We start from the raw sequence: 25,587 nt of genomic DNA, 5'->3' as shown, positions 1-25,587 counted from the left end.
TATGGATCGTCAGAACAGCCAAATTGAACGTGGGCCGGATGGTGCGGAGCGAGCTGGGGACCAGAGGATCGTTTTTCAGAACGTCTCCAAGGTCTATCGCCGCCATCATTTTACCCGGACGGTGTTCACCGATTTGAACTTTGAAATCAACCAAGGGGATAGCATCGGCATCTGTGGAGCCAACGGGGTTGGCAAATCGACCCTTATGCGGCTGATTGGTGGCGTCGAGTATCCCACATCCGGTAAAATCCACAAGACGATGACAACATCGTGGCCGATCGGCTATGGTGCAAGCTTCGATCGCAACCTGACCGGCGCGGATAACGCCCGTTTCATTGCTCGAATTTATCAATATGATCCGCAGGCGGTGCTCGATTACGTTGAAGAATTCGCACAGTTAGGTGCCTATTTGCATCAGCCGGTTTCGACGTATTCGGCTGGCATGTCGGCTCGTCTAGCTTTTGGTTGTTCGCTTGCTATACGGTTTGATTGCTATCTCATCGATGAAGTGACGGCCGCAGGTGATGCTCGCTTTCGTCAGAAAAGTGAAGATGCGCTGCGAGAACGGCGAGAGTCCGGTACGCTGATCATGATCTCTCACGATCCGTACACGCTTCAGAGCTATTGCACGCGAGGCGCTGTCCTCTATGGAGGTAGTCTCACCTTCTATGACAGCGTCGAGGAAGCGTGCGAGGTCCACAACGCTCTGCAAATGAGAGTAGTGTAAATATCTGTAGTTCGGTTGAAAACGGCGGCCACCTTGCTCTAGGTGGGGCCAATAATCTGCTACGTTTGGGAGGCAACTCGTGCGAAAAGGTATCATTCTTGCGGGAGGATCTGGCACTAGGTTATATCCGCTGACGAAAAGCGTCTCCAAGCAGATGATGCCGGTCTATGATAAGCCCATGATCTACTATCCGCTGTCTACGTTGATGTTGGCGGGCATCCGGGAGATCATGGTGATCACGACTCCTGGCGACAGCATGGCTTTTCAAGGGCTGCTGGGCGATGGTAGAGAGCTGGGCCTTTCCCTTCAATATGCGGTTCAGCCCCGACCGGAAGGTCTGGCTCAAGCCTTTCATATAGCGGCAGATTTCGTCCGTGAGGCTCCCTCCGCGCTCATACTGGGCGATAATATTTTCTATGGTCATGGTCTGTCGGAACTGCTGCAGAATGCGGACGCTCGGCCTTCAGGAGCGACCGTCTTCGGCTATTATGTGAAGAACCCGCAGGATTATGGCGTCGTGTCTCTCGACGCCGAGGGGCGCGCGCAGAGCCTCATTGAAAAACCACTCCAACCTCAGTCCAACTATGCCGTCACTGGCTTGTACTTTTACGATGGCCAGGCGGTCGAGCGGGCGAGGGCGGTTGAGCCCTCAGCCCGTGGTGAACTGGAGATCACCGATCTCAATCGTCTGTATCTCGAAGCTGGGGAGCTATCGGTCGAATTGATGGGGCGCGGTTATTCGTGGCTCGACACCGGCACCCACGGATCGCTACTTGACGCTGCCCTCTATGTGCGGCTGATCGAGGAACGGCAGGGTCTGAAGATCTGCTGTCCCGAGGAAATCGCATGGAGGCAGGGCTTTATCGACGATGGGCAGCTTGAGGCTTTGGCTGCTCCCTTGCGGAAGAGTGGATATGGCGAATATCTGATGGGCCTTCTCGCGGGCAAGGGAGCAATTGGGTGAACATAGTCGAAACCGCCATACCTGACCTGCTTATAATAGAGCCCAAGGCCTTCGGCGATGATCGCGGCTTTTTCATGGAAAGTTGGAATGCCGATCGTTTCCGGGAAAAGGGTCTTGATCTGACCTTCGTGCAGGACAATCATAGCCGCTCGGCTAAAGGCGTGCTTCGAGGCCTACACTTTCAAAATCCCAACCCGCAAGGGAAACTGGTCCGCGTGACGGCCGGTCGCGTGTGGGACGTCGCGGTCGACCTGCGCCGCTCCTCGCGCCATTTCGGCAGGTGGGTTGGGGTGGAGTTATCCGCTGAGAACAAGCGGATGTTTTGGGTGCCGCCAGGTTTTGCCCACGGCTTTCTGACGCTGGAAGATGGCACGGACTTTCTTTACAAGTGCACCGGGCGCTACGATCCTTCTAACGAGCATTCGCTGCTGTGGAACGATCCGACCGTTGGCATCCGATGGCCGCTCGAGGGTCTCAAGCCGCAATTGTCAGGTAAGGACGTTGCGGGCAAGCCTCTCGCGGACATTGAGGCATTCGCATGAAAGCCATGATCGTCGGAGCCGGGGGGCAATTGGGCCGCGCTCTGGTAGCCGGTGCCCCTTCTGGGGTCACTTTAGTCGCGCTCGATCGCGCGGCCCTCGATGTCGGAAACGAGGTTGCGGTGAGAAGCCGCGCTGAAGCGGAGAGGCCCGATCTGATCTTCAATGCGGCCGCCTATACGGCGGTGGACAAGGCCGAGTTGGATGAAGGTGCAGCCGGTGCAATCAACACCCGGGCAGTGGGCCTCTTGGCTGAGGCGGCTCGGGACGTTGGTAGTCGTTTCATCCATGTGTCGACCGACTTCGTGTTCGATGGAAGGGCGGGTTCACCCTACTTGCCCGATGCGCTGACCAATCCGCTGAGCGTCTACGGGCGGACCAAACTGGAAGGGGAACGGCTCGCCGGCAGCACCGCGCTCATCGTTCGGACGGCGTGGGTCTACGCGCCACAGGGCGGCAATTTCGTCCGGACCATGCTCCGCCTGATGGCGGAGCGGCCTGAAGTGCGCGTCGTCGCCGATCAGATCGGGACGCCAACCTATGCGCCCGCTCTCGCATCGGCGCTATGGCGCTTGGCTCAGAAGGGTGTGGCTGGCATTCATCATTATACCGATGCAGGCGCTGCCAGCTGGTATGACTTCGCAGTGGCGATACAGGAGGAGGCTCTGGCTCTCGGCCTCCTCCAAACAACTGTGCCCGTCATCCCAATCGGGACTGAAGAATTCCCCACGCCTGCTCGCCGACCCAGCTACTCGGTGCTCGACAAGCGCTCAACTTACACGCATCTCGGCAAGCCGGCCCCACACTGGCGCGAAAATTTGCGTCTCATGCTCAAAGAGATCAAGGACAATGGCTAATCTTCTCGTTACGGGCGGCGCGGGCTTCATCGGCGCCAACTTCGTGCATTATTGGGGAGAGAACTCCCCCGATGACAGAATCATCGTGCTGGATGCCCTTACTTACGCTGGCAACGCAGCGAATCTCGATGGTCTGGATGACGTTGAACTGGTGGTTGGCGACATTTGCGACACCACGCTCGTAAGTAGGCTGCTGAGTGAGCACCATATCGACACCATCGTGCATTTTGCCGCTGAAAGTCATGTCGATCGATCGATCACTGGTCCCGATGCATTCGTCACGACCAACGTCATTGGGACGCACAGCCTGCTCAAGGCTGCAAAAAATGTGTGGCTTGACACGGGTACGGGTCGCCCTCATCGTTTCCATCATGTGTCTACCGATGAGGTTTACGGATCGCTGGGAACGAACGACCCGGCTTTCTCAGAGACCACCCCCTATGCGCCCAACTCTCCTTATTCTGCATCCAAGGCTGGATCGGATCACCTGGTGCGTGCCTATCACCATACATTCGGGCTGCAGACGACCACCAGCAACTGCTCGAACAATTACGGGCCTTTTCAGTTTCCCGAGAAACTAATTCCGCTCTTCACGCTCAATGCCCTCAACGGCCGTCATCTACCAATTTATGGTGATGGCATGAATGTGCGCGACTGGCTGCATGTCGAAGACCATTGCCGCGGCATCGAACTGATCCTGAAGCAGGGCAGGGTGGGTGAAACGTACAACATTGGCGGTGGTCAGGAATTGCCGAACCTAAGGGTCATCGAGGAAATCTGTCATGGAGTGGACGCAGCGTTCGCCCAAAATACCGATCTCATCCGACGATTTCCTAACGCCCCCGCCGCACAGGGGCGATCATCGAGCGATCTAAAAACATATGTAGAGGATCGGAAAGGGCATGACCGCCGCTACGCGATCGACGAGACCAAGATCCGCACCGAGCTTGGCTATGTTCCGGCGCGTGACTTCAAGCAGGGTTTCGCCGAAACGCTCGCCTGGTATCTGGCGCAGGAAAGCTGGTGGACACCGCTGCTGAACCGCGCCGCTTAAGCAGACAATCTCATCTCGTTCTGCGGAGGGCAAATGTTGGCAGCAATTCGCCGGCGTAGATCGATAGCCGCTGCCCGAGCAGGCGGTGCGGCTATGGAAAAGGGAGATTGGGCTGAGGCAAGCCGGTTGTTTGAGCATGCTCTCAGCCTCCGACCTGACCGGGTCGAATTGCAGGTTCAACACGGCCATGCATTGAAAGAAATGGGCCGCACGGACGAGGCACTTGCAAGCTATGCGTCCGCCTCTGGGAGCGACGACGGACTCTATCATCTGGGTCTTCTGCGGGTACAATCGGGCGATCGCTATGGTGGTGTGGAAGCATGGGCACGATTGCTGGAGCGAACCCCAGACCATGATGCGGCGCTGCTTGCGCTCACGCGCTACGGCCTGGCGCATCTTCTTCCGCGCACAACAATGAACCGGCTGCGGATGGAGCATAAGGATAGCCTTTTGCGCCACATTGGCGCGCTCTCTTCACTTGTGAAACGAGCACAAACCCTGCTCCAGGAAGACATCTCTCGCTATGATGAGATTCGACCCAACCTGATGTTGCCAGCGCCAGAGGTCGATACAAGCGCCCGGGCTCAGATCATAATCGATGCGGGTCAAAGCCAGCCGGCATTTGTTCGCGCCACACTCCTCAGCTTGATTGGGTGCACGCATTCAGCATGGACTGCGGTGGTCGTCGCGTCGTCCGAAATTTGCGATCATCCCGTGGCAAGCCTCGCCGACATCGACACCCGCATCGGCTTCGTTCTGCCGGGCGCGGAACTCGAGCCATCCCAAGGCGTAGCGCAACTTTATATCTCTGCTGGCACCACACTACATGCTGATGCGCTAACCTGGGTGATCGGACTGCTTTCCACGCAAGCGGCCGCTTGCATGACAGACTGGGACTATTGTGTAGCCAATTGGGACGAGCCGGTCCGGCATTTCGACCCGCAGTTCCATGGTGTCTTCGATCTTGACTGGCTGCTCACGACTGATTTCCCTCCGCCCTTGGTTGCCGTTCGGCCGGATTTGGCTGACCTGCGCCCACGCGGCCCGGAACAACGACGCGAGTTGCTGGCGAGTATCTCTATGTCAGCTGGAGATGTCGCGCACATCCCTATACCCCTTGCATCTGTGTCGCGCATTCCGGGCCGCGCGGAGGCCGCTCGCCAACTGGGCCAAGATGCTTTGATATGGTCCCTCCAGCCTGCGGGCTTTCCCCCCGTTGCAGGACCTGTCATTCATGGGAAACTGCAAATAGTGGACAGACCCGGCCGCACGCCCCTTACCTGCGGCGGCAAGGAAGGCAAGGAGGCGGTACGGGTGATCATCCCTACCCGTGATTGTGCCGACTTGCTTGAGCCGATGGTTGAGAGTCTGATCGCGCATGCTGACAAGACCGATCTTTTGCGGCTGACGATCGTCGATAATCGCAGTCAGGAGGAAGCAACCGCCCGGCTGCTGAGCCGCCTGGGACGCAAGGACGGGATCGATATCGTTTCCTTTGATCGGCCATTCAATTGGTCCGAGATTAACAATGCTGTGGCGGAGGGCACGAGCGAGGAACTGCTCGTGTTCGCTAATAATGATGTTGCGATGCTGACCCCACGCTGGGATCGCCATTTGCGGGCACAACTTGGTCGCTCAGATGTGGGTATTGTTGGTTCCCGCCTGCTCTATCCGGATGGATCGGTCCAGCATGCGGGCATGCTGATGGGACTGGCAGACGGCTCCCCCAGGCATGAGACGGGAAAAGACGCTGACGACATAACATCGCGACTAGATCGGGTGCGCGCGGTTCCAGCCGTAACAGGCGCGTTTATGGGGGTGAGGCGAGAGGTGTTTCAGCGTCTCGGCGGTTTTGACGCTGGTCAATTCGCCATCGCTTATAATGACGTCGATCTATGCCTTGCCGCGCGGGCAGTGGGGCTAAAGGTGCTCTATGACCCGGGTATCGAACTCATCCATTACGAGTCCCGGACCCGCGGTTTCAACGACAACCGGCTTAAGATCGCCTGGGATCAAGGTGAACTGCGTTCGCTGTACGAGAAATGGGGTGAGGCGCTTTTGCGAAACCCACATGTAAGTCCGTGGTGGACGCCTACCGCGCCTTTCATGAGCATCGAAGCTGGCAGAAGAGATCGAGTGCTGGATTGGATGACCTCCACCGCGATGGGCAGGCAAGGATGAGATGATCTTTCTAACTGTCCTCGACACGAGGAACTTGCATTTACTGGGTTGTTTCTCGAGCATCTTCACGGACAGGGTGGCGCCTGGCCCTACAGGCTTAGCCGATTAAGACTTGCACGAACCGCATGTCTAGGCAAAGCTGAGACCTATCAAGCACTTAATGGCGGATCGGTAATGACTGAATTAAGAAATCGAATCATTGATCTCGTGTGGCGCGGAAACGATCCCTTTCACGGCTTTCCCAAAAACATCTATCAAGTCGATACTCAAGGGTGGGGGTTTCAGCATCCCTACCTGAGTGAAGCGATCCGTGGCTCTTCCTTGCTTGTGGTAGAAGTTGGCGTCTGGAAGGGGGCCTCGACAATAGCCATGGCCAGCAAAATGCGTGACCTGGGCATTGACGGTGCAATCATATGCGTGGACACTTGGCTCGGAGCTGCCGATCACTGGACACAAAATGAATGGTTTGAGCATTTGGGATGGGACAACGGTTGGCCCAATCTGCACAAAAAATTCATGGCCAACATCATCGATGCAGGCCTGCAGGAATATGTAGTTCCGCTCCCCGTCGACTCGATCAACGCTGCCGAGGTGCTGAAACATTATGAAGTGCAGGCTGATGTGATCCATATCGATGCGGGGCATGAATATCGATCGGTTATCTCCGATCTTCATGCTTGGTGGCCGATCCTCAAGGATGGCGGCCTTTATATTGGCGATGATTACTATGACAACGGGGTCGATTGGCCCGGCGTCCAAAAGGCACATGATGAGTTTTTCAAGGAATTGAGCCTGTTTCCCTTTGAGCATGGGAGTGGCAAGTGCCGCCTCCGCAAAACGGGCTGAGGAGCGGCTTTCAACGCGGAGCAAGTGAGGTGCGTCGATGAGCGAGGATAGGGAGCTCGATCCCCAGGAATGGGAGAAGCTCAAAGACGCCGAAGAGCGCCACGCGGACTCGGCGGAGTCCAATCGGCTCGGCTTGGATGAAGAAGGGCGCAACAATCTCGTTTTCATGGTGGTGACGCTTATCGGTCTCCTTGTCGCGGGCCTGCTGCTGGGCATCTACTGGTAAGACCGTTTTCCCGATGGGGCAGAAGCGCGGACCAGGCGCATGTTCGAGGATTTTTTGCTCGACCTCCGCTTGCCCACGAAGCTCTACTTTGGCACAGGGGCGCGAAGCTTCAACGCTTGGTGCAGGGCTGGATCGGATCATATGAATCCTTGTATTTTTTCACGGCGTTCGGCTTGGGCGCGGTCAGCAAGCCTGGCATTCCCATTGATGTTTGCGGCGCTGGGGGGGTGTGCGACACTGCCTTCCAACGGGCCTACCGCGGGTCAAATCCAGCAGTCAGTCAAGAAGGCTAAGGGCGGACTGAACCTCGCACTCGTGGATTTGTCGCCAGTCGCAGTGACGGCTCTTGCTGCAGAGCAGGCGGGCGGCAGTGCTGATCTGGCATCTCTGATCAGGCCGGGTGGGATGGATTCGCCGGAACTAATCCGGCCTGGCGATACGCTGTCGGTGGCGATCTACGAAGTGGGCGTTTCCCTATTTTCGGCTCAAACCGCAGCGGGCGGGGAATTGTCCAATCAGGTGACCAATCCAGTCGCCAACGCCCAGCGGATGAGTGGTGTTCAAGTTGATGAGTCGGGTGGGATTCAGCTGCCCTATATCGGCTATTTGATTGTAGCCGGTTTGAGCCCCCGGACGGTGGAATCCTTGATCGAACAGCGCTTGCAAGGCATGTCGCAAAGCCCGCGGGCGATCGTGTCGATTAGCGATAGTCTGGCAAATACCGTCTACCTTTCGGGAGCCGTTGCGCGTCCAGGCCGATACAGGCTCACTATAGCGAGGGAGAAGTTGCGGGATTATCTGGCAATCGCGGGAGGGGTGCAAGGTGATCCAGAGGACGTGGCGGTGCGTTTCTTGAGAGACGGAAAGTCCGTCGAAATGCGGTTGAGCGACGTCGGCATCAATTCGCCGAATGATGTTGTGCTGGTGCCCGGTGATCAGATCGAAATACTGAAGCGTCCCCGAACCTACACAGTTTTCGGGGCGTCGGACCGCGTGGCGCAAGTTCCTTTCGGCGCCCCCGAGCTTTCGCTCTCTGAAGCGATCGCGCGCGCGGGCGGGCCCTCGGACGCGCGGGCGAATGCGCGCGGCGTGTTCCTGTTTCGGATGGAGCAGGCAGAGGGGCAAGGTACCCGTCCAGTCATATACCGTTTGAACATGATGGACGCAGGTCAGTATTTTCTCGCCCAACAGGTCAGGATGCGCGACAAGGATATCATTTACTTCTCCAATTCCGCGTCTGGCCCCCCGACCAAGTTGATAGGCATCATCAATCAGCTGTTTGGCCCGTTCGTTACAGCGCGCGCGCTTACCCAGTAGCTTGACCTTGCTGCGCGACGACACTGGATTTGGGACTGCAGGTTAATGGCTATTCTTCCATCTTGGTTTGGTCGTGATCGCCGACGGAAGCGTGATCGGCCTGCTCCAATTTCCATGTCGTTATTTGACGTACGAGCTTTGGTCCCGTCGGCGCGCGAGCGGAACCAAGACCGAATTCGTGCCCATTGCCAAGCGGTGAGTGTCGGGCCTGCGCATACCTTGGCGCGTGTTCTGGGCTGCTATAAAATGTACCTTGATCCCCACGATTTTGGCCTTTCGCCTCATCTGATGCTTGACGGCTACTGGGAAATGCCAACGACTGAAGCTTTAGTCCAATGTGTGCGGCCGGGCATGATCGTGGCTGATGTCGGCGCGAATGTGGGGTATTTTACCCTTTTGATGGCCGACCTCGTAGGTCCCTCGGGGAGAGTGTTAGCGTTTGAGCCCAACCCCGCCATGGCTGAGCGCATCCGTCGCAGTGCCTATCTGAATGGGTTCACGGATCGGATCGAGATCTTTCCCGTGGCTCTCCACGATTCAAATTGCCCAGTCCAATTCCTCATGCCGAGTGATGAACCGAAAAACGCCTATATCTCCCCTTATGAAGGCGTGGAACTGACCGGCGGGGTAGTCCTTGATGCAGAGCGGCTTGACAGTCGGCCGGAATGGCACGGAATTGAACTACTTAAAATTGACGCGGAAGGCTCCGAAGAGCGGATCTGGGCCGGTGCCTCGGGTCTGCGGCATGCGGACCGACTGCATACCATCATCCTCGAGTTTCAGCCGGGCCGCTACGTCGATCCGCAGGCTTTCGTGGAGAATATTTGCAGTTGGGGATTTGGCCTCGAATGGATCGCTCCGGCCTCAGGTATCGAGGTCACGACAATCGAATCTGTGCTCGCTCGAAAGTCCGACGAGGACGTGATGCTTGTTTTCCGGCGCTAGGACACGAGATTTATGGAAGAGATCTCGATTAAGCGGATTATCGAGCCGTTTGTATATTTCCCCAATCATGCCAGTGCGATCCCCGGCCTGGGGGGGGCTCATCGCAGTCCCGACCCCAATTATTGCTTCCACACCCATTATTTCGGTTATCTTCCCGGCGAAGTTCGTATTCACATTACCATCCGCAAAGCCCGTGCAACAACGGGTGAGCTTTCGATCCGCATACACGGCTATCGACCTGATAATCAGCAACTCGGCATAAAATTGATGGCGGCAGAGCGCGTATTGCTGGACGGATTGGTGGGAGAGGATCACACGGTTGTCATCCGCTTTGCCTCCATTCCCGGCGTGCATTATGCGGCTTATGGGTACTTTTCTGTTCCTTCCGATCTTAGGGCAGAGGGCATCGATATGATCGCCGAGGAGCGGGGCGGCGACGACGTCGAAAATTACCAAGAGGCCCACGCGCCTCCCACGATGTTGACTACGTCAGAGCTGACCGGCGTCAATGCGCTCGTGACGAAAAACGCGGCCCAATTGCGCTTCCCCAATTCTCAGGCCTGCACCTTGGGTCAGATCCAATCGGCCGAGTTTGGCGAATTGTGGCCGCAGATTGGGACCCACGATGATCCGGTTGAGCGGTGGCGGCAGTTATACCTACTGCAGGTTCTCGAGGTATTTGGGTATCTCCAGGCTGGGGGCCGTGCCCTCGTGATAGGACCGATTGCTGAGCCGGTCCTAAGGATTTTGGCGGGCAGGGGCTGCCAGTTGCTTCAAATCATTCCCGATGATGGAGAGGGCGACACCCAACTGCCGTCCTCATTAGGACATTTTGACATGGTCATTTGCTTGAATGCGATGGCCGCCTCGGCAGCTTGGCCCACATTGACAAGCTTCGTCGACCATGCGACCCGGCGCTTGTTGAGCGGTGGCTTGGCCGTTTTGATGCTGGACTATCGTTCCGCCCCCAGTTCGAGAGACGAGGGAGCTGACGGACTTTCCAGGCCCGACATAGAGCGATTGGCGTTGCGCCTTATCAGCCATGGTTTCGACATAGCGCAACTCAACTTTCCCTCTGGGCGACAAGCCGATGCTGCTGTTAGGGCAACAGTGCCGTTCGGCCTTGTGGTTCGGCGTTAGCGATCTATCAGGTGGTTTGAGCAAGATCCCGATCGGGTTAGGTAGAAGGCGAAACTGAGTGCCCAAAGTGCTTTCGAAACTGAGCCGTTTTACACTGAGCAGCCGTCAAAGGCAGATGGCGGCAACAACGCGCAAAGCTGGTGACGAGGCGAGAGAGGGTAGGCAATGGCGCCGGGCGGCGGAGGCGTATGCCGCTTATCTCAAAATCCGCCCCGATGATTTCGGCATCTGGGTGCAGCTTGGGCATATGCGTAAGGAAGCAGGCGAGTTTGATCTTGCAAACAGCGCTTATGAGAGGGCGCTGCGCTTGAAGCCCAACGATGATGACCTGCTTTTGAGCCTCGGCCATCTACGTAAATTGCAGAATAAAACGGAGGAGGCAGCTGCTTTTTACGTCAAGGCGGCTCGCGACGGTGCAAACGCTCATGCCTTGAAGGAACTGCGGTCAGCTTGGTTCCCTGAATCGCTCCGATCGAGCGCGATCAGCCAACTGAACGCTCAGGACTCTAAGGCCGAGGCGATCGTTGGCCGCGCGCTTGACGGAATTTCGCTGATCTCGGCGCTGGGCTTTGTCCCAGGGGCAAGCCGTGGGAAACTGCGGATGACCGGCTATGATCCCCAGATATTGCTGCGGCTCCCGCCTAAAATCGCATCCGCTCCTGTGCTCGCGCTGCAAATTACCTTTGATCGAGACTCATTGCTCACCGATCAAGGCACACTGTTTCTTGACGTCGGTGATGGGTTCAACAGTCAGGATTACATTCTTCTGGACTATCCCGACGAACCACGTTGCACAGTCGAGCTGCTGATTGCTGCTCCCCAAGCGATCCGCGCTATACGTTGGGACCCGGCTGAAGGGGAAGCGAGTTCGTTCGAGCTTCACCATATCCGATGCCATGCCATCCGCTCTATCGACGAGCTAATTGCGAAGATTGATGATGGTCGAAGGGCAGAGGAGGAAGACCGCGCCCGCAGTTCAAGTGTGCCGAGCATTGACCAGATCCGTGACGGCCTCCTTCCCTTCTTTCAGAAGGGGAGGCTAACGAACAGCGATAGGCAAATTATGCAGCCATTCCTGCCGCCTTGGAAGGAAAGAGGGCACGGCTATGCGCATTGGCTGCACTTATATGGTAATCCGACAGACCGGGATTTCCAGCGCATGGACGAGCTGATCACCGCCATGAACTGGCGTCCCCGCTTTTCATTCGTGATGCCCGTTTACAATACACCCCCGCAGTTGTTGACCGAGGTTATGGAGGCAATGCTCGCGCAGAATTATCCGGACTTCGAGATATGCATTGCTGATGACTGTAGCACCGACCCTCGCATCCAAGAAATTTTGCAGACATATGCGGAGCTGGATAAGCGCGTAAAGATCATTAAGCGCAACATAAATGGCCACATTTCTCTTTGTTCTAATAGCGCAGCAAAGCTGGCAACGGGAGATTATATCGTTTTGGTCGATCATGACGACCTAGTCCCGCCATACGCCTTATTCGTCCTTGCTACCTATTTAAATCGCTTTCCCGATGCGCGGATTGTCTTCAGTGACGAGGACAAAATCAGCATGTCGGGGGACAGGTTCGATCCTTATTTCAAAAGCTGTTACAATCAGTTCCTAATGTATGGCCATAATATGGTCAGCCATCTTGGTGTTTATCATCGTCCTTTGTTTGAGGCCGTCGGAGGCTTCCGCAAGGGCCTCGAGGGAAGCCAGGATTATGATCTTTTCCTGCGTTGCTCCGAACGGATCGACCCCCACCAGATCATTCACATCCCGCACGTCCTTTATCATTGGCGTCAGGTTCCGGGATCGACAGCCATCTCCGCTGACCAGAAGGATTACGCGATCATGGCGGCACGATCCGCGATCGGGGGTCATCTGGAGCGGCTAGGTCGGCCCCTTGCATCAATTGAAGGCCATGCGCCCGGCAACAGCGCCATTGCTGTGCCGCGCGAGTTGGACACGAGCGTCAGCATCATCATCCCCACGCGGAACGGGGTCGACTTGCTGGATGATTGTCTGGCGTCGATTGCGCGGCATAACCCGGAAAACATCGAAATCCTCATAGTTGATAATGATTCCGATGAAAAAGATACGCTGAGTTACCTGGCGGGGGTTGCCAACCGATACGCGACGCTCAACATCCAGGTCATAGCCGCGCCGGGTCCTTTCAATTTTTCGGCAATCAACAACCTGGCAGCGGCCAGAGCCACGGGCGAAATTCTTTGTTTTCTCAACAATGACACTGAAGTGATGGCGCCAGCCTGGCTGGACCGGGCCCGGGGGCTGCTTGCGATTGGCGATGTTGGCATCGTCGGCGCGAGGTTACTCTATCCGGACCAAAGCATCCAGCATTTCGGGCTGGTCACGGGCATGTATGATCATCATGTTGCCGGCGGCGTGCACCTGTTCGAGAATTCACACGGCTATGGATATTTCAGCAAGCATCGGATGATCAGCGAGTTCACGGCGGTGACCGCAGCCTGCCTGTTCGTGCGACGTCAGGATTTTGAAGCCATCGGCGGCTTTGAGCCGCAGCTTGCCGTCGGCTATAATGACGTTGATCTATGCCTGAAAATGCGCGCGCTCGGGCGGCGGGTGCTGTGCGATCCCGCGATCCAGTTAGTGCACAAGGAGTCAAAAAGCCGGGGAGGTGACATATCGCCCGAAAAGTCGGCGCGGTTGGACGGCGAAGCACTGTGGATGACCGGGCGATGGGGGGACAGACTGGCTGAAGACCCCTATTATTCTCCCAACTTGTCCATATACCGTCCAGATTTCGCACTGGCCTATCCCCCTCGGCAGCCTTGGCCTTGGGACTCGGAGGATGACAAGCCAAGTGTTGCCTCTGGTGCGATCGTTCGTGCGCCGCGATTTGTCTCCCCCGGAAACAAAGGGGACCAAGGATATCTGGCCATCTGCGCTATATTGAAGAACGAAGCGATCAATATCCTGGAGTGGATCGCTTATCACCGCGCGATTGGAGTGGAGAAATTCTATCTCTACGACAATAACAGCACTGATCACGTGCAGTATCTGCTTGCAAGCCTAATTCGAGAGGGGATTGTTGACCTTATACCCTGGCCGATAAATCCGGGGCAAGTAGAGGCGTATGATGATTTTGCTGACCGGCATCGACATGGTTGGACTTGGGCTGCGTTCATAGATCTCGATGAGTTTGTAAATCCCTTCGGGCGCGAGTCGCTGGTCGAATGGTTGGAAGGGTTTACCGATGCATCGGCGATTGCCATCCAGTGGGTCAATTTTGGCCCCAATGGACATGACGTCCCGCCATCGGGTCTCCTGATTGAAAGCTATACCACCAGATTGTGCGACGATCACGTGATGCATGGCCATGTTAAAACGATCGTTCGGATGGCTGACTATCATCGCGCCCAGGGCCCGCATAGCTTCCATGTGCACGGAAGGGTCGTTGATGAATATGGTGAGGAAATCGACCAGTCGACCAATTACGGGCTGATGCAACCCAAACCTCATCGCGCGATATGTATAAATCATTACTATACGCGCTCGCGCCAGGAGTGGCAGAACAAAATAGACAGGGGTCTGGCTGATCATGCCTCAACCAGTCAGACGGTCCGCAATCCGGCATGGATCGATATTTACGAACGCGACGCAACCATATCAGACGATCGCATCACGAAGTTCGCCGAGGCAACGCGTAAGGTGATGTCTGAGCTTAACTTGCCGATGGGGCCGCAATATTCGGAATCTCGGAAATGAGCGGTACGATGTTGGAGGACAGCGGCAGCCGCAGTAAGCCATCGGCATTTTCGACTCAGCGTGCCGTCATAAGTGCATTGATGTTACGTGAGCTCCATTCGCGCTTCGGGCGCGATAATATCGGCTACCTCTGGCTCATCGGAGAACCGATGATGCTCGCGACTGTGATCAGCACGATTCATTATTTTACTAGCCATGCGCACAAGGGCATGCAGCCTTACCCTTTCACATTGATAGGTTACTGTCTGTTCATCATCTTTCGCGGTATTTTCAACCGTGCCGAGGGAGCAGTCGAAGGATCAAGTTCGCTAATGTATCACAAGATGGTGAAGCCATTGGACGTGATGATCGTGAAAACGATCATTGAGTCGTTAGGCTGCGTTGCGTCACTAATCGTTCTGATGGCGATCGGCATCGTCTTGGGTATAGCTGAGTTTCCGGTGCGGCCCCTATATCTAATGACGGGTGCCTTCATGATCACCTGGTGGTCATTCGCGCTGTCCCTGATTGTTGCCAGCGTGACATATGGGAGTCATACACTTGGGCGTTTCGTGCATCCGATCTCCTATTTTGCTGTTCCATTAAGTGGAGCATTTTGGACGATGTCGTTGATTCCAGGGAATTTTCGATCAGCAATGGAGTGGAATCCAATGGTCGGCATGTTCGAGACGGCACGTTATGGCCAGTTCGAATGGGCGGATGACAAATATATGCATCTTGGCTATCAGGTGACGGTTTGTGCATGTCTTACATTAGTAGGATTGGTGTTTATCCGTAAGCTGCAGCGGCGCATCCACGCGTAAATTTTTGTCGGTACCTAATATTGGATTTTCAACATGTTCATGGACGGGATCATAAAGCCGGCAGAGCAAGCCAAGTTCGAAGAGAGGCAGAAATCTAATGTGCTGCTTCGCCGACTGTATGCGTTCCGCTATTTCCTACTGCTAGTCGTGCTCCCGACGGCCATTGTGGCCACCTATTATTACCTCATCGCGTCCGATCAATATGAATCTAGCGCAGATTTCGTGGTCCGGCGAGGCGATAGCCCTACGCGAAGTTCAGGTGGGGCGGGGGCGCTGCTGGGCTTCAGTGTCGGTGGGACAGCGGCGCAGACGGACGCCCTGATTATTCAGGATTATCTCCTCAGTCACGATGCCGTAGCGCGACTGCGTCGCGAGGACCGCCTCGTGGAGCGTTTTCAGCGACCTCACGTCGACTTCTTGAGCGCGCTGTGGGGGGCAAACCCCGCGCCGGAAACCCTGTTGAAATACTATCGCAAGCATGTGGATGTCGAGCAGAACGTAGAGGACGGCATCACCGATGTGCGAGTACGGGCCTTCACGCCGGCAGACGCTCACGTAATCGCCGAAAAGTTGCTTCAGATGGGGGAGCAGCGGGTAAACCAGATTAATGAACGTACGATGAAGGGGCAATTGACGGCCGCTAAAAGCCAACTCGCTTCTGCAGAGCGGGATCTGGCAGCCGTTCAAGGGAAGATCACAGCCTTCCGCCGGGTCAAAGGCGATATAGACCCCGCCGGCACGGGAAAGGCACAGATCGGTTTGGTTGCCGACCTGACGGCCAACCTTGCAGCGGCCAAGGCGAGGCTGAATGCTCTTCAAGGCTTCATCAGTAGGTCAAGTCCGCAGTATCGCGCGATCGAAGCTCAGGTTAGAGCCCTGGATGCCCAGGTCGCATCCCAAAACGCCAGACTCGCCTCAGGTGGCAATAATATCGCGACAGGATTGGGCAAGTATGAAGATCTGCTCATAAGGCAGGAATTTGCTGGAAAGAGATATGCGGCGGCGGCTGCAAGCTATGAAGATGCGCGTGCGCAGGCGCTGAAACAGCAACTTTATCTTGTGCGTGTGGTTGACCCCAATATTCCAGTGAAGTCGCAATTTCCTGCGCGCGGACGTGTCGTGATAACGGTATTCTTCTCTCTTCTCCTTGCCTACGGTATTGGATGGATGTTGCTCGCTGGAGTGAAGGAACATAGCCTGTAGCCTAGTTGCGAGCGCGCTTTCCGAAATGTGATGAATTTTGGATGCGATCCGGCGCAAAGGAGTCGGGCTGATATGAAGGAGCAGGTTCAGCGAAGCACAGAGCTTCGGCCTCTCCAAGCGAAGGAAATGCACCTGGGGACGGGGCGGAAGTAAGCCGGCGGCATAGCATCACTCAGAGGCCGTCTGCACGGGAAAGTTGAACTTTGAGTGGCATAGTAGCTACTCCGAAGCCAACCGGTGCGGCCCTGGGTGACAAGATGTGCGTCAGGAGAGTTGAGGGTTGAGGGGCATGGGCAATGTCATTGGTCGGCGAGAACCGCATGGGGAAATCTCCCTAGCAGGTGGAGAATTTCACATCTTTGCGGCAGCGGCGCCGTGTGGTAGCGGCGCCGCCGCTTTGGTTTCTGTCTCGGCTGTCGTTCGCGTCTCAAAGGCCCGGGATAATCCGATAGCCTGTGAGAGCAAGTCGATGGTCTGCAAGACGAGCGCCGCAGAGCCAAATACAGCCTCCAGATCCGCCCTCAAGCCTTTGAACCTGTTCATGTCGACGATCCGGGGCGCCGTCGATAGAGATGAAGTCTCATCGTACTCGGCCGCTTTAGGAGACCTGTACGCGGGTGGGCGTAGATAGAGGCGTTAATAGCTGATTCTATGGGCTTTCCAAGAAGGAGAGCAGCGGATGGGGCATCGTTCGATTGGTCAGGAGCGGTTTGGTTTTGTCGGACGCGAGCGGACGACTTCGTCGCTCGACGCGCTTGCCTCCCTGATCGATTGGAACACGATCGCGGTGCTCCTTGATCCGCTCTACCCGGCCGCCAAGGGCGAACCTGCCTGGCCGCCACTGGCGATGTTCAAGGCGCTGCTGCTGTCGATCTGGTACGATCTGTCCGATGTAAAGCTGGCCGAGGCGCTCGATGATCGAGCCTCCTTTCGCCGGTTCTGCGGGTTTGCCGCGAATGAAGCGACACCTGAACGTACCGCCTTCGTCAGGTTTCGCAGGCTGCTGGTTGCCGATAAGCTGGACCGAACGCTGTTTGAAGCCGTGACCATGCAGCTCAGATCAAGGGCGGTAACGGTCAAGACAGGGACACTGGTCGATGCCACCGTCATTGCTTCGGCAACTGAGGATGATGATGTGAGGCGCGCTGGGTCAAGCATAAGGGAAAGCGGGCTGTTCACGGCTTCAAGGCTCATGTCGGCGCCGATGCTGATACGGCGCTAGTCGAGGAAGTGTCGATCACGTCGGCGGAATATCAATGATGGGAAGCAGGTCCCGATGCGCTGCCCGAGAACCCTGGCGAGGTGTTTGCCGACAGCGCGTACCGCGGCAATCATTTTCGCGATGCCGTGCGGGCAAAGGGCGGCATTCCTCGGATCGTCGCCACCGGGATGTGGGGCCGCGATGAAGCCGAAACGCTGCGCAAGCTGCATGAATGGAATCAGCCGATCCACCGCGTGCGCGGTCGGATCGAGAAGATCTTTGGGACATGGACACGATGTTACGGCCTGCGCCGAATGCGATGGCGAGGTCTCGCCAAAGCCGCCGTCCAAGTCCACCTCACCGCCATCGCCTACAACCTCAAGCGCACAATGAATATTCTCTCCGTTCCAGCACGATATGCCTCCGCCTGCAACGATAGGCCGGATCCAACACCCGTCGAATATTCAAGCGATTTTAGAGTGCTACGCCCACCCGCGCACAGGTCTCCTAATAAGAGCCCCATAGGATGAGCGGCTGAAGTTGAATCAGCCGGCGAAACTTTCCCGATCGCGAAAATTCGGTAGCATGAAGACGTCCACTGATATGGATGAATTCTCCTCCATGTTTGACGGCTCCTTTTTCATGATTGCTTGAGTAGCTGATGCCATTTTCCATTTTGTTTCCGAGTTCAGCATACTTCCAAAATCCCGGCGAAAATCTTTCCATGAACCATTCAATATCTGTTCAATCGTAAGACCTTCAAAGTCAGCGCGACACTCTTTAGGCAGCCCGTTCCGGTAGGCATTGAGAGCTGTCCAGATCAGGTGAGTGGGATGACCGGATTCTGGAACCACGTGGGCCTGAATTTGAAGTAAGTTTTGGAAAAGGCGACGTAAGCCCATACGGGTCGCGTTGAAGTAATGGTGCGGGTAACCGTGTTCGAGCTGTAGAAAAGGTAAATCTAAATACAAATATCCACCCGGCTTTAATACGCGTGCAAGTTCCTGAGCGCACAAGAATGGATCGGTTACATGTTCCAAAACATCGAATGAAAATATTGCGTCGAAAACGCAGTCCTGGAACGGTAGACTTTGATTGACCGCCAGTATATCTACGTTATTATAGGGCATTATCTCTGTTTGTATGAGGTTATCGCTCGTAAATTCTCGGGATCCAGCCCCGCAGTCTAGTACCATGCCACCTGTTTGTTCGGCTATACTGATTAGCTCGGCCGCCGTTGGATTGTACGGATGATCAGAAGGTTTCTCATTCGCGATGATGTTAAAATCTATCGCCATCTCAGGCGAGATGAAATTGATGCTATTATTAATAACGGGGTAAGCCTGCTGGCAAGAACTGCACGCCCAAATATCGCAGCCGCGCTGAAAGTGGGTGTTTGAACATGTGGGGCATTGCAGGTTCTGACTGAACCATTCGACTTTGAAGCTCATAACACCTATCAACGAAGAGACAAATCGCCCTAAATTAGCGATAAGCTGCGATAAGTCTATGCGCTTTTTGCAGCAGATTCGGTCCTCAAAAGTTCGTCAACTCCGTCTGAGCGGAGCGAGCACATCTGTTTCGAAGGAGGAGGCCAACCGCTTCGGGAAGTCGGTCCAGAAGTGGTGTGCGTTGTGATAACAGCGATCCATCAACGCGCGATTGAGTTCGGCGAGCTGCTGCCGGTTCATCATTGAGAGGCGCGTCATTTCATCCAGTACTGACGAAAGCACTGCGTTTTCGTTTTCACCATTTGGCTGGTTGATTTCCGGCTCAAACGTCTCGAAACCGTAGTATCGTAGAACAGAGGTGCTCCCGCCATTACCCAATAGTATGAAGGGCGAGTGATTCATTATTGGCTTAAGAACTTTTTCTGTAATAAATAAGAGATCTGGATCATTTAAGCTTGTATCTATTACAAGACTCATATTGCTGTCGTCGTATAAGCTAGGATTCTGACTGGTCCATGCTACTTCCTCCAAGGAGGGGCTGGATATCTCTTCGACGTCCAAGGTCATCGGCAGCTGATCAAGCAGGTGGCTTGCTGACTGGAATACGTCTCGGCCGCCCGGCATTTTCAGGACTCCCCTCAGCATAATTTCACGAAACTCCGCGTCCGTCTCATTTCTTCCTTTTCGCCGATAGAGCAACGAAACGTATCCCCGCTCGAGCAGCTTCCTTTCGAGAAGGCTTGCAATCACAAACAGACGATGTGGCCGAACTTCACCGTTAAATGAGACGAACAACTTGGAACGGTTCCCTGCAAGCGTACGTCGCGCCGCTGCCTCCCTTCGCAACTGTATTTCGAGCTCACTCGTATGTTTTTGCTGGAATGCTACGCACAAAGCTAATGCATTGGGAAATTCGAGGCATCGCGGTACGGGATTGTCTGTCTGCTCACGCCAGCGGTCTTCGAAAATTCTACGTGCCGCCAGATTGCTGTGAAGGACGTACACTCTAGCCCGTATAATTCATCGGGGGTTGGCGGATGTAGCGTAAGCATCTGATTTAACGTATGATTTGGTTGTCTAATCCGATCAACGTCATTTCAAGAAAGCTACACCCGCCATGGACGATCCTACGCTGCCGCTACCTGGTCTGTCACCTGTTTCGGGCAAGCGGTTGGACGTCAGATTTGACGGCGGTCTGCTATCGTCAGACGGCGGGATTTTGCTGTTGCGCGAGGTGGAGCAGCGCCTTGGCGTTGCGGATCGCATGGCGGCCTGCATCAAAGATCCCCGCGCGCCGGATCTGATCACCCACAGCCTTACCGACATTATCCGCTTCCGGCTGATGATGATTGCGGCGGGTTACGAGGATGGCAATGACGCCTCCAGTCTGCGCGTCGACCCGATGTTCAAGCTGGCCCTTGATCTGGCACCTTCGGATCGCGCGCTATGTTCGCAGCCGACGATCTCGCGACTGGAGAACCTGCCTGATACGCGTGCGTTGCTGGGCATGGGCCGGGCGATGGTTGATCTGTATTGCGATTCCTTCCGCACCGTGCCCAAGCGTATTGTCCTCGACATTGATGACACATTCGATGCCGTGCATGGCGGCCAGCAGTTGCGATTATTCAATGCCCATCATGACGAATATGGCTTCCAACCCATCGTCGTGTTCGATGGCGAGGGCCGCTTCATCACTGCCGTGCTACGCCCGGCCAAACGACCCGGCGGCAAGGAAATCAGGGCTTTCCTGCGCCGCCTGATGCGTGCAATCCGCGCCAACTGGCCAAGAACGCAGATCATGCTGCGCGGCGACAGTCATTATTGCTGTCCCGAGGTCATCGACTGGTGCCGGGCGGGCGGACACGACTTCATCCTGGGCGTCGCGCCGACCTCGACATTGCGCCGCCATGTCACCGATCTCGAAACCAGCACCAAAGCGCGCTTCGAGGCCGCAACCGACGATGGCAAGGTGCGCCGCTTCAAGGCATTCCACGACGGCGCTAAAAGCTGGAGCCGCGTCGAGCGGATCATCGCCCGCGTCGAAGTCGGCGATCAGGGGGCCGACACCCGCTTCGTCGTCACCAATCTCAAAAAGGGCTCGCCCCGCTGGCTCTACGAGCAGGTCTATTGCCGGCGGGGGCAGGCGGAAAATCACATCAAGTCGTGGAAAACCCATCTCGCCGCAGACCGTACATCCTGCACAAAGGCCACGGCCAACCAGTTGCGGCTGTTCCTTCATGCCGGTGCCTACTGGCTTATGTGGGGTCTGCGCACCGCCATGCCGAAACGCTCAATATGGCGCACTGTCCAGTTCGATACCTTGCGCCTGCACCTCATCAAGATCGCTGCCCGTGTCGTCGAAATGAAGACCTTGATCCGCGTCCAATGGCCCACCGCCTGTCCCAACCAGCAGATCGTCCGGGTCGCCCTCGATCGTATCCCTCGCCTCGTTACCTGAACAACGGGCCTGGCCCCAAAAACCAAACCCGTCCCTTCAACCCGCAAGCCTCAACATACCCGACCTTCGGCTCATCCCCGGGAGTGATGCACCGCGCCTGCCTCCAACCAAAAACCGAAATCCTGACGCCCGATCAACAACGCGATGAATTATACGGGCTAGATGAACTTATACCAAATTCCGTCAGTCCCGAGATGAGGCTTGAGACCACTTCAGCGCGCGGAAAAAGTGCCTCCCAACCCAGGTCCAACAACAACGTCCCGTCGAGCCTCTCCAAGGCCGTGAGTTCGTCGACGGTTAATTTTTCAAAAATGAATGCTCCTCCCGCCTTTTTAGCCGCGAGTTCACGACCAAAGCCGTAGGAGCCGGGGGCGCGTATGACCATAGTCCATGCGCCAGGTCGAGCCTGTGCTAGATCATCAATCCATTCGGGAGAGCCGAAGAAATCCGCGAGCATGACAAAGTGTCTCGGGTTAAATTTAGCGCCCTTTCCCCGAGCGGCTAAAGGGAGATAAAATTGCATGGGGCACTCCAATGAGACGATCACCGCTTCTCTCAAGACGCTTATGCAGTCAAGGGCGGCGTGTCAGCCCGAGTGGACAGGGTCGCTCCTGTTTACTAAGCAGCGTCTAAACGTGAACCGAGCAAGCTAAATTCAATCCGAGGCAATGATGGACAATCAACGTCGAACCGCTTTGATAACCGGAGTTACTGGTCAGGATGGAGCGTATCTGTCGCAGCTGCTTTTACGAAAAGGATATGAGGTGCACGGCATTAAGCGCCGCTCATCATCCTTCAACACGGGCCGGATTGATCAAATCGTCACCGATGTTCAAGAAGAATCCAATTTTCATATGCACTATGGGGACATGACGGATAGCACCAATATTCTACGTATCATCAAGGAAGTGCAGCCGACCGAGATCTACAATCTCGCTGCCCAAAGTCACGTTGCTGTGAGCTTTGAGACCCCGGAATATACGGCTAATGCTGATGCGGTGGGTACATTACGCGTTCTCGAGGCCATCCGCATATTGGGCATCGAGGGTAACGTACGTTTTTACCAAGCGTCCACCTCCGAACTTTATGGCAAGGTCCACGAGACGCCGCAGAGGGAGACGACGCCTTTTTATCCCCGCTCTCCTTACGGTGTGGCGAAACTGTACGCATATTGGATGACTGTCAATTACCGAGAAGCCTATGGGATGTTCGCTTCGAACGGCATCCTTTTCAATCACGAAAGTCCGATTCGAGGCGAAACATTTGTCACGCGTAAAATAACCCGTGCTGTGGCAGAAATTGCTCTTGGCAAGCGAGAGAAGTTTTGGCTTGGGAATCTCGATGCCCAACGCGATTGGGGGCACGCAGAAGATTATGTCGAAGGAATGTGGCGAATCCTTCAGCATAGAGAGGCGGACGATTTTGTGCTCGCGACAGGTCGTCTATGCTCGGTCCGAGAATTTGTGGAAAGAGCATTCAGCGAGGTGGACATAGCGATCGAATGGCGCGGAGAAGGTGCGGCCGAGGAGGGAATATGCCGCAAGACGGGGCGAATTCTCCTTCAGATCGATCCCCGATATTTTCGGCCAACGGAAGTTGACCTGCTCCTGGGCGACGCAAGCAAGGCCGAAAAGCTGCTCGGTTGGAAGCCGGTTCGCACATTAGAGCAACTGGTAAGCGAGATGGTCCGCAGCGATCTCCATTTTATGGAAACCAAGGAGATTAGGTGAAATTTTCTTGTGGAGAGAGTTAGTTCTATGAAGCTCCCTTTGTTTCAAAAATGAAAGAGCGCCTTCTTCTGACGGGCGCTCATGGTATGGTGGGACGCAACATTCTTGAGCACCCAATGGCTGTTGAATGGGAATTGCTTACCCCTAGTCGCCGAGAATTGGATCTATCAGATGGGGCTTTAACGGAAGCATATGTCCGCAGCACCAAGCCTGATATAGTTGTCCACGCGGCGGGCCGCGTAGGGGGTATCCAGGCGAATATCGCCAATCCCGTCGCATTCCTTGTTGAAAATATAGACATGGGCCGCAACCTGCTACTTGCCTGCCGCGATGCTGGCGTGCGGCGGTTCCTGAACCTGGGTAGTTCGTGCATGTACCCTCGCGATAGAAGTGATCTTCTGAGAGAAGATGACTTGCTATCAGGCGCACTTGAGACGACTAACGAAGGCTATGCGCTTGCCAAAATATTCTCCACCCGACTATGCGAGTACATATCGCGTGAGGACGAGAGCTTCCATTATAAGACTCTGATCCCCTGCAATATTTACGGTCGTCACGATAAGTTCGATCCCGCTGTTTCTCATCTTATCCCCGCTGTTATTCGCAAAGTGCATGATGCAAAGCTTCGCGGTGAAGGCGAGGTAGCGGTGTGGGGTGATGGGCAAGCTAGACGAGAATTCATGTATGCGGAAGATCTTGCGGATGCTGTTATGCGAGCAGCGGCGGACATAACCATAATTCCACCCCTTATGAATATCGGCATCGGCCGAGATTACACGATCGACGAGTATTACCGGATGGCGGCGGTCGTGATAGGCTGGGACGGTGAGTTGCGCCACGACATATCGAAACCTGCGGGTATGCTGAAGAAGCAAGTGGATATCTCGAAGCAGCGTGCCTGGGGGTGGTCTCCCACTCACAGCCTTATGGAAGGCATCGCTAAGACCTATGACTTTTTTCTAAAAGGGACCGATCGATGAATGCCGCCTTTCCACTTGCCACTAGCACATGGGATGAGGCTGAATATGCCGCCATGCAGCGCGTGATTGCATCTGGGCAATTCACCATGGGTGCCGAAGTTCGGCGCTTTGAGGAAGATTTCGCTCGGTTTGTGGGCGCCCGGTATTCCGTAATGGTGAATTCGGGCTCTTCTGCTAATCTCCTCATGATAGCGGCTCTTATGTTGACGCGAGATGACGAGTTGCGACTTCGACCTGGTGATGAAATCATCGTACCAGCAGTTTCCTGGCCGACGACCTATTTCCCCCTTTATCAATACGGTCTAAAGCTGCGCTTCGTCGACATCGACATAGAGACTCTCAATATCGATACGGCCCAGGTCAAGGCCGCAATTACTGAAAAGACCCGCGCGCTCTTCGCTGTCAACCTGCTCGGAAACCCGAACGAATTTAATGAACTGAAAGCTGTTCTTAGCGATCATAACATTTTCCTTATCGAAGATAACTGTGAGTCTATGGGAGCGACGTTCGAGGGGCGACAGGCCGGGACGTTCGGCGTCATGGGAAGCTTTTCGACTTTCTTCTCCCACCACATTTCCACGATGGAAGGAGGAGTGATCGTTACCGACCACGAGGAATTATACCATATACTATTGTCGATCCGGTCCCACGGATGGACGCGGCACCTGCCTCAGAACAATCTCATCTGCGGCAAGAAAAGTGACGTGCCGTTCGAGGAAAGCTTCCGCTTTGTTCTGCCGGGCTACAATTTGCGGCCGTTAGAGCTGTCGGGAGCGATCGGGGTCGAACAAGTTAATAAGTTGCCGGGGATAATCTCCGCGCGCCGTGAAAATGGACGGATGTGGCAGGATGCACTGACAAACCATCCTGACCTCATGATCCAGCGCGAAGTAGGTGCAAGCAGCTGGTTCGGTTTCAGCTTGGTCATTCGGCCCGAATCCGCGCTATCTCGGACTGAACTGCTTGATCGCTTACAAAGCGCGGGCTTCGAATGCAGGCCTATCGTGGCAGGAAACTTTGCTGAGAAGGAAGTTGTTGCTATGATGGATCATAGTATCTTCGGCTCTCTTAAAAACGCACAGCATATTGACACACACGGACTATTCATCGGTAATCATCATTATCCCATGGACGATGCGATGAAGGTTCTTGCTGAGCTCTAAACATTCGCTGTGTAGCGTCTGCCTATCACTGGGGCACGCATGACGGATTGCAAT

23 protein-coding genes are annotated in these 25,587 nt (G+C 55.3%); 20 read left to right on the top strand and 3 right to left on the bottom strand.

Going from position 1 to position 25,587, the window contains the following annotated elements:
* Position 1 precedes the first annotated feature (1 nt).
* From K663_RS12965 to K663_RS25270, 16 genes are all read left to right on the top strand, one after another.
* Entirely contained in the window at positions 2-727 is a 726-nt protein-coding gene (locus K663_RS12965; RefSeq protein WP_235589572.1) for an ABC transporter ATP-binding protein, read from the top strand.
* 79 nt (positions 728-806) lie between these two features.
* Positions 807-1,691 (top strand): glucose-1-phosphate thymidylyltransferase RfbA, encoded by an 885-nt coding sequence (gene rfbA / locus K663_RS12960; RefSeq protein ID WP_062118238.1) that lies wholly within the window; start codon positions 807-809, stop codon positions 1,689-1,691.
* A complete protein-coding gene (gene rfbC, locus K663_RS12955) occupies positions 1,688-2,233 on the top strand; it encodes a dTDP-4-dehydrorhamnose 3,5-epimerase (RefSeq protein ID WP_062118235.1) in 546 nt (181 codons plus the stop codon). Before rfbA ends, rfbC begins: the two co-directional genes overlap by 4 nt.
* Complete coding sequence (gene rfbD, locus K663_RS12950) at positions 2,230-3,087, top strand: dTDP-4-dehydrorhamnose reductase (protein WP_062118232.1); 858 nt, start codon at positions 2,230-2,232, stop codon at positions 3,085-3,087. The genes rfbC and rfbD overlap by 4 nt, the downstream gene beginning before the upstream one ends.
* Positions 3,080-4,141 carry a dTDP-glucose 4,6-dehydratase gene (gene rfbB / locus K663_RS12945; RefSeq protein WP_062118229.1) on the top strand — a complete coding sequence of 354 codons (1,062 nt, stop codon included), beginning with the start codon at positions 3,080-3,082 and terminating at the stop codon, positions 4,139-4,141. Before rfbD ends, rfbB begins: the two co-directional genes overlap by 8 nt.
* A gap of 93 nt (positions 4,142-4,234) precedes the next feature.
* Positions 4,235-6,322, top strand: coding sequence for a glycosyltransferase (locus K663_RS12940; RefSeq protein WP_062118226.1), 2,088 nt, complete (start codon positions 4,235-4,237; stop codon positions 6,320-6,322).
* Between the two features lie 174 nt (positions 6,323-6,496).
* Positions 6,497-7,168 (top strand): class I SAM-dependent methyltransferase, encoded by a 672-nt coding sequence (locus K663_RS12935; protein WP_062118223.1) that lies wholly within the window; start codon positions 6,497-6,499, stop codon positions 7,166-7,168.
* 37 nt (positions 7,169-7,205) lie between these two features.
* Entirely contained in the window at positions 7,206-7,394 is a 189-nt protein-coding gene (locus K663_RS12930) for a hypothetical protein (RefSeq protein ID WP_062118220.1), read from the top strand.
* A gap of 39 nt (positions 7,395-7,433) precedes the next feature.
* Positions 7,434-8,711, top strand: coding sequence for a polysaccharide biosynthesis/export family protein (locus K663_RS12925; RefSeq protein WP_083535905.1), 1,278 nt, complete (start codon positions 7,434-7,436; stop codon positions 8,709-8,711).
* 246 nt (positions 8,712-8,957) lie between these two features.
* Positions 8,958-9,656 (top strand): FkbM family methyltransferase, encoded by a 699-nt coding sequence (locus K663_RS12920; protein ID WP_062118214.1) that lies wholly within the window; start codon positions 8,958-8,960, stop codon positions 9,654-9,656.
* Between the two features lie 12 nt (positions 9,657-9,668).
* The gene (locus K663_RS12915; protein WP_062118211.1) at positions 9,669-10,796 is read left to right on the top strand and encodes a hypothetical protein; all 1,128 of its coding nucleotides are present in this window, start codon (positions 9,669-9,671) and stop codon (positions 10,794-10,796) included.
* A gap of 58 nt (positions 10,797-10,854) precedes the next feature.
* Positions 10,855-14,544, top strand: a complete 3,690-nt coding sequence (locus tag K663_RS12910) for a glycosyltransferase (protein WP_145902273.1) — start codon at positions 10,855-10,857, stop codon at positions 14,542-14,544.
* Positions 14,541-15,347, top strand: coding sequence for an ABC transporter permease (locus K663_RS12905; RefSeq protein ID WP_062118206.1), 807 nt, complete (start codon positions 14,541-14,543; stop codon positions 15,345-15,347). The genes K663_RS12910 and K663_RS12905 overlap by 4 nt, the downstream gene beginning before the upstream one ends.
* Positions 15,348-15,380: 33 nt before the next feature.
* Complete coding sequence (locus K663_RS12900; RefSeq protein ID WP_083535904.1) at positions 15,381-16,550, top strand: lipopolysaccharide biosynthesis protein; 1,170 nt, start codon at positions 15,381-15,383, stop codon at positions 16,548-16,550.
* A 679-nt stretch (positions 16,551-17,229) separates the two neighbouring features.
* Entirely contained in the window at positions 17,230-17,772 is a 543-nt protein-coding gene (locus tag K663_RS24660; protein WP_201026635.1) for a transposase, read from the top strand.
* A gap of 80 nt (positions 17,773-17,852) precedes the next feature.
* Positions 17,853-18,281 (top strand): transposase, encoded by a 429-nt coding sequence (locus tag K663_RS25270; RefSeq protein WP_201026634.1) that lies wholly within the window; start codon positions 17,853-17,855, stop codon positions 18,279-18,281.
* 15 nt (positions 18,282-18,296) lie between these two features.
* Here K663_RS25270 and K663_RS12885 read toward each other — a convergent pair whose 3' ends face one another.
* Both K663_RS12885 and K663_RS12880 read right to left on the bottom strand, forming a co-directional pair.
* The gene (locus K663_RS12885; RefSeq protein WP_062118200.1) at positions 18,297-19,202 is read right to left on the bottom strand and encodes a class I SAM-dependent methyltransferase; all 906 of its coding nucleotides are present in this window, start codon (positions 19,200-19,202) and stop codon (positions 18,297-18,299) included.
* 96 nt (positions 19,203-19,298) lie between these two features.
* On the bottom strand, positions 19,299-20,207 hold the full coding sequence (locus tag K663_RS12880) for a hypothetical protein (RefSeq protein WP_145902272.1): 909 nt from the start codon (positions 20,205-20,207) through the stop codon (positions 19,299-19,301).
* A 112-nt stretch (positions 20,208-20,319) separates the two neighbouring features.
* Between K663_RS12880 and K663_RS12875 the strand changes: the two genes are divergently transcribed.
* Positions 20,320-21,660, top strand: a complete 1,341-nt coding sequence (locus K663_RS12875; protein ID WP_043155119.1) for an IS1380 family transposase — start codon at positions 20,320-20,322, stop codon at positions 21,658-21,660.
* A 133-nt stretch (positions 21,661-21,793) separates the two neighbouring features.
* Here K663_RS12875 and K663_RS12870 read toward each other — a convergent pair whose 3' ends face one another.
* A complete protein-coding gene (locus K663_RS12870; protein ID WP_062118195.1) occupies positions 21,794-22,183 on the bottom strand; it encodes a hypothetical protein in 390 nt (129 codons plus the stop codon).
* Positions 22,184-22,328: 145 nt separating this feature from the next.
* Between K663_RS12870 and gmd the strand changes: the two genes are divergently transcribed.
* The 3 genes from gmd (at position 22,329) to K663_RS12855 (ending at position 25,533) form a co-directional block, all read left to right on the top strand.
* On the top strand, positions 22,329-23,390 hold the full coding sequence (gene gmd, locus K663_RS12865) for a GDP-mannose 4,6-dehydratase (RefSeq protein ID WP_201026633.1): 1,062 nt from the start codon (positions 22,329-22,331) through the stop codon (positions 23,388-23,390).
* Positions 23,391-23,506: 116 nt separating this feature from the next.
* Positions 23,507-24,370 (top strand): NAD-dependent epimerase/dehydratase family protein, encoded by an 864-nt coding sequence (locus K663_RS12860; protein WP_235589447.1) that lies wholly within the window; start codon positions 23,507-23,509, stop codon positions 24,368-24,370.
* Positions 24,367-25,533, top strand: a complete 1,167-nt coding sequence (locus K663_RS12855; protein WP_062118189.1) for a DegT/DnrJ/EryC1/StrS family aminotransferase — start codon at positions 24,367-24,369, stop codon at positions 25,531-25,533. Before K663_RS12860 ends, K663_RS12855 begins: the two co-directional genes overlap by 4 nt.
* Positions 25,534-25,587: the final 54 nt, after the last annotated feature.

Origin of the sequence: Sphingobium sp. MI1205, from assembly GCF_001563285.1 — a bacterium.
GTDB lineage: Bacteria > Pseudomonadota > Alphaproteobacteria > Sphingomonadales > Sphingomonadaceae > Sphingobium.
This window is presented reverse-complemented; position numbering and strand designations above follow the sequence as displayed.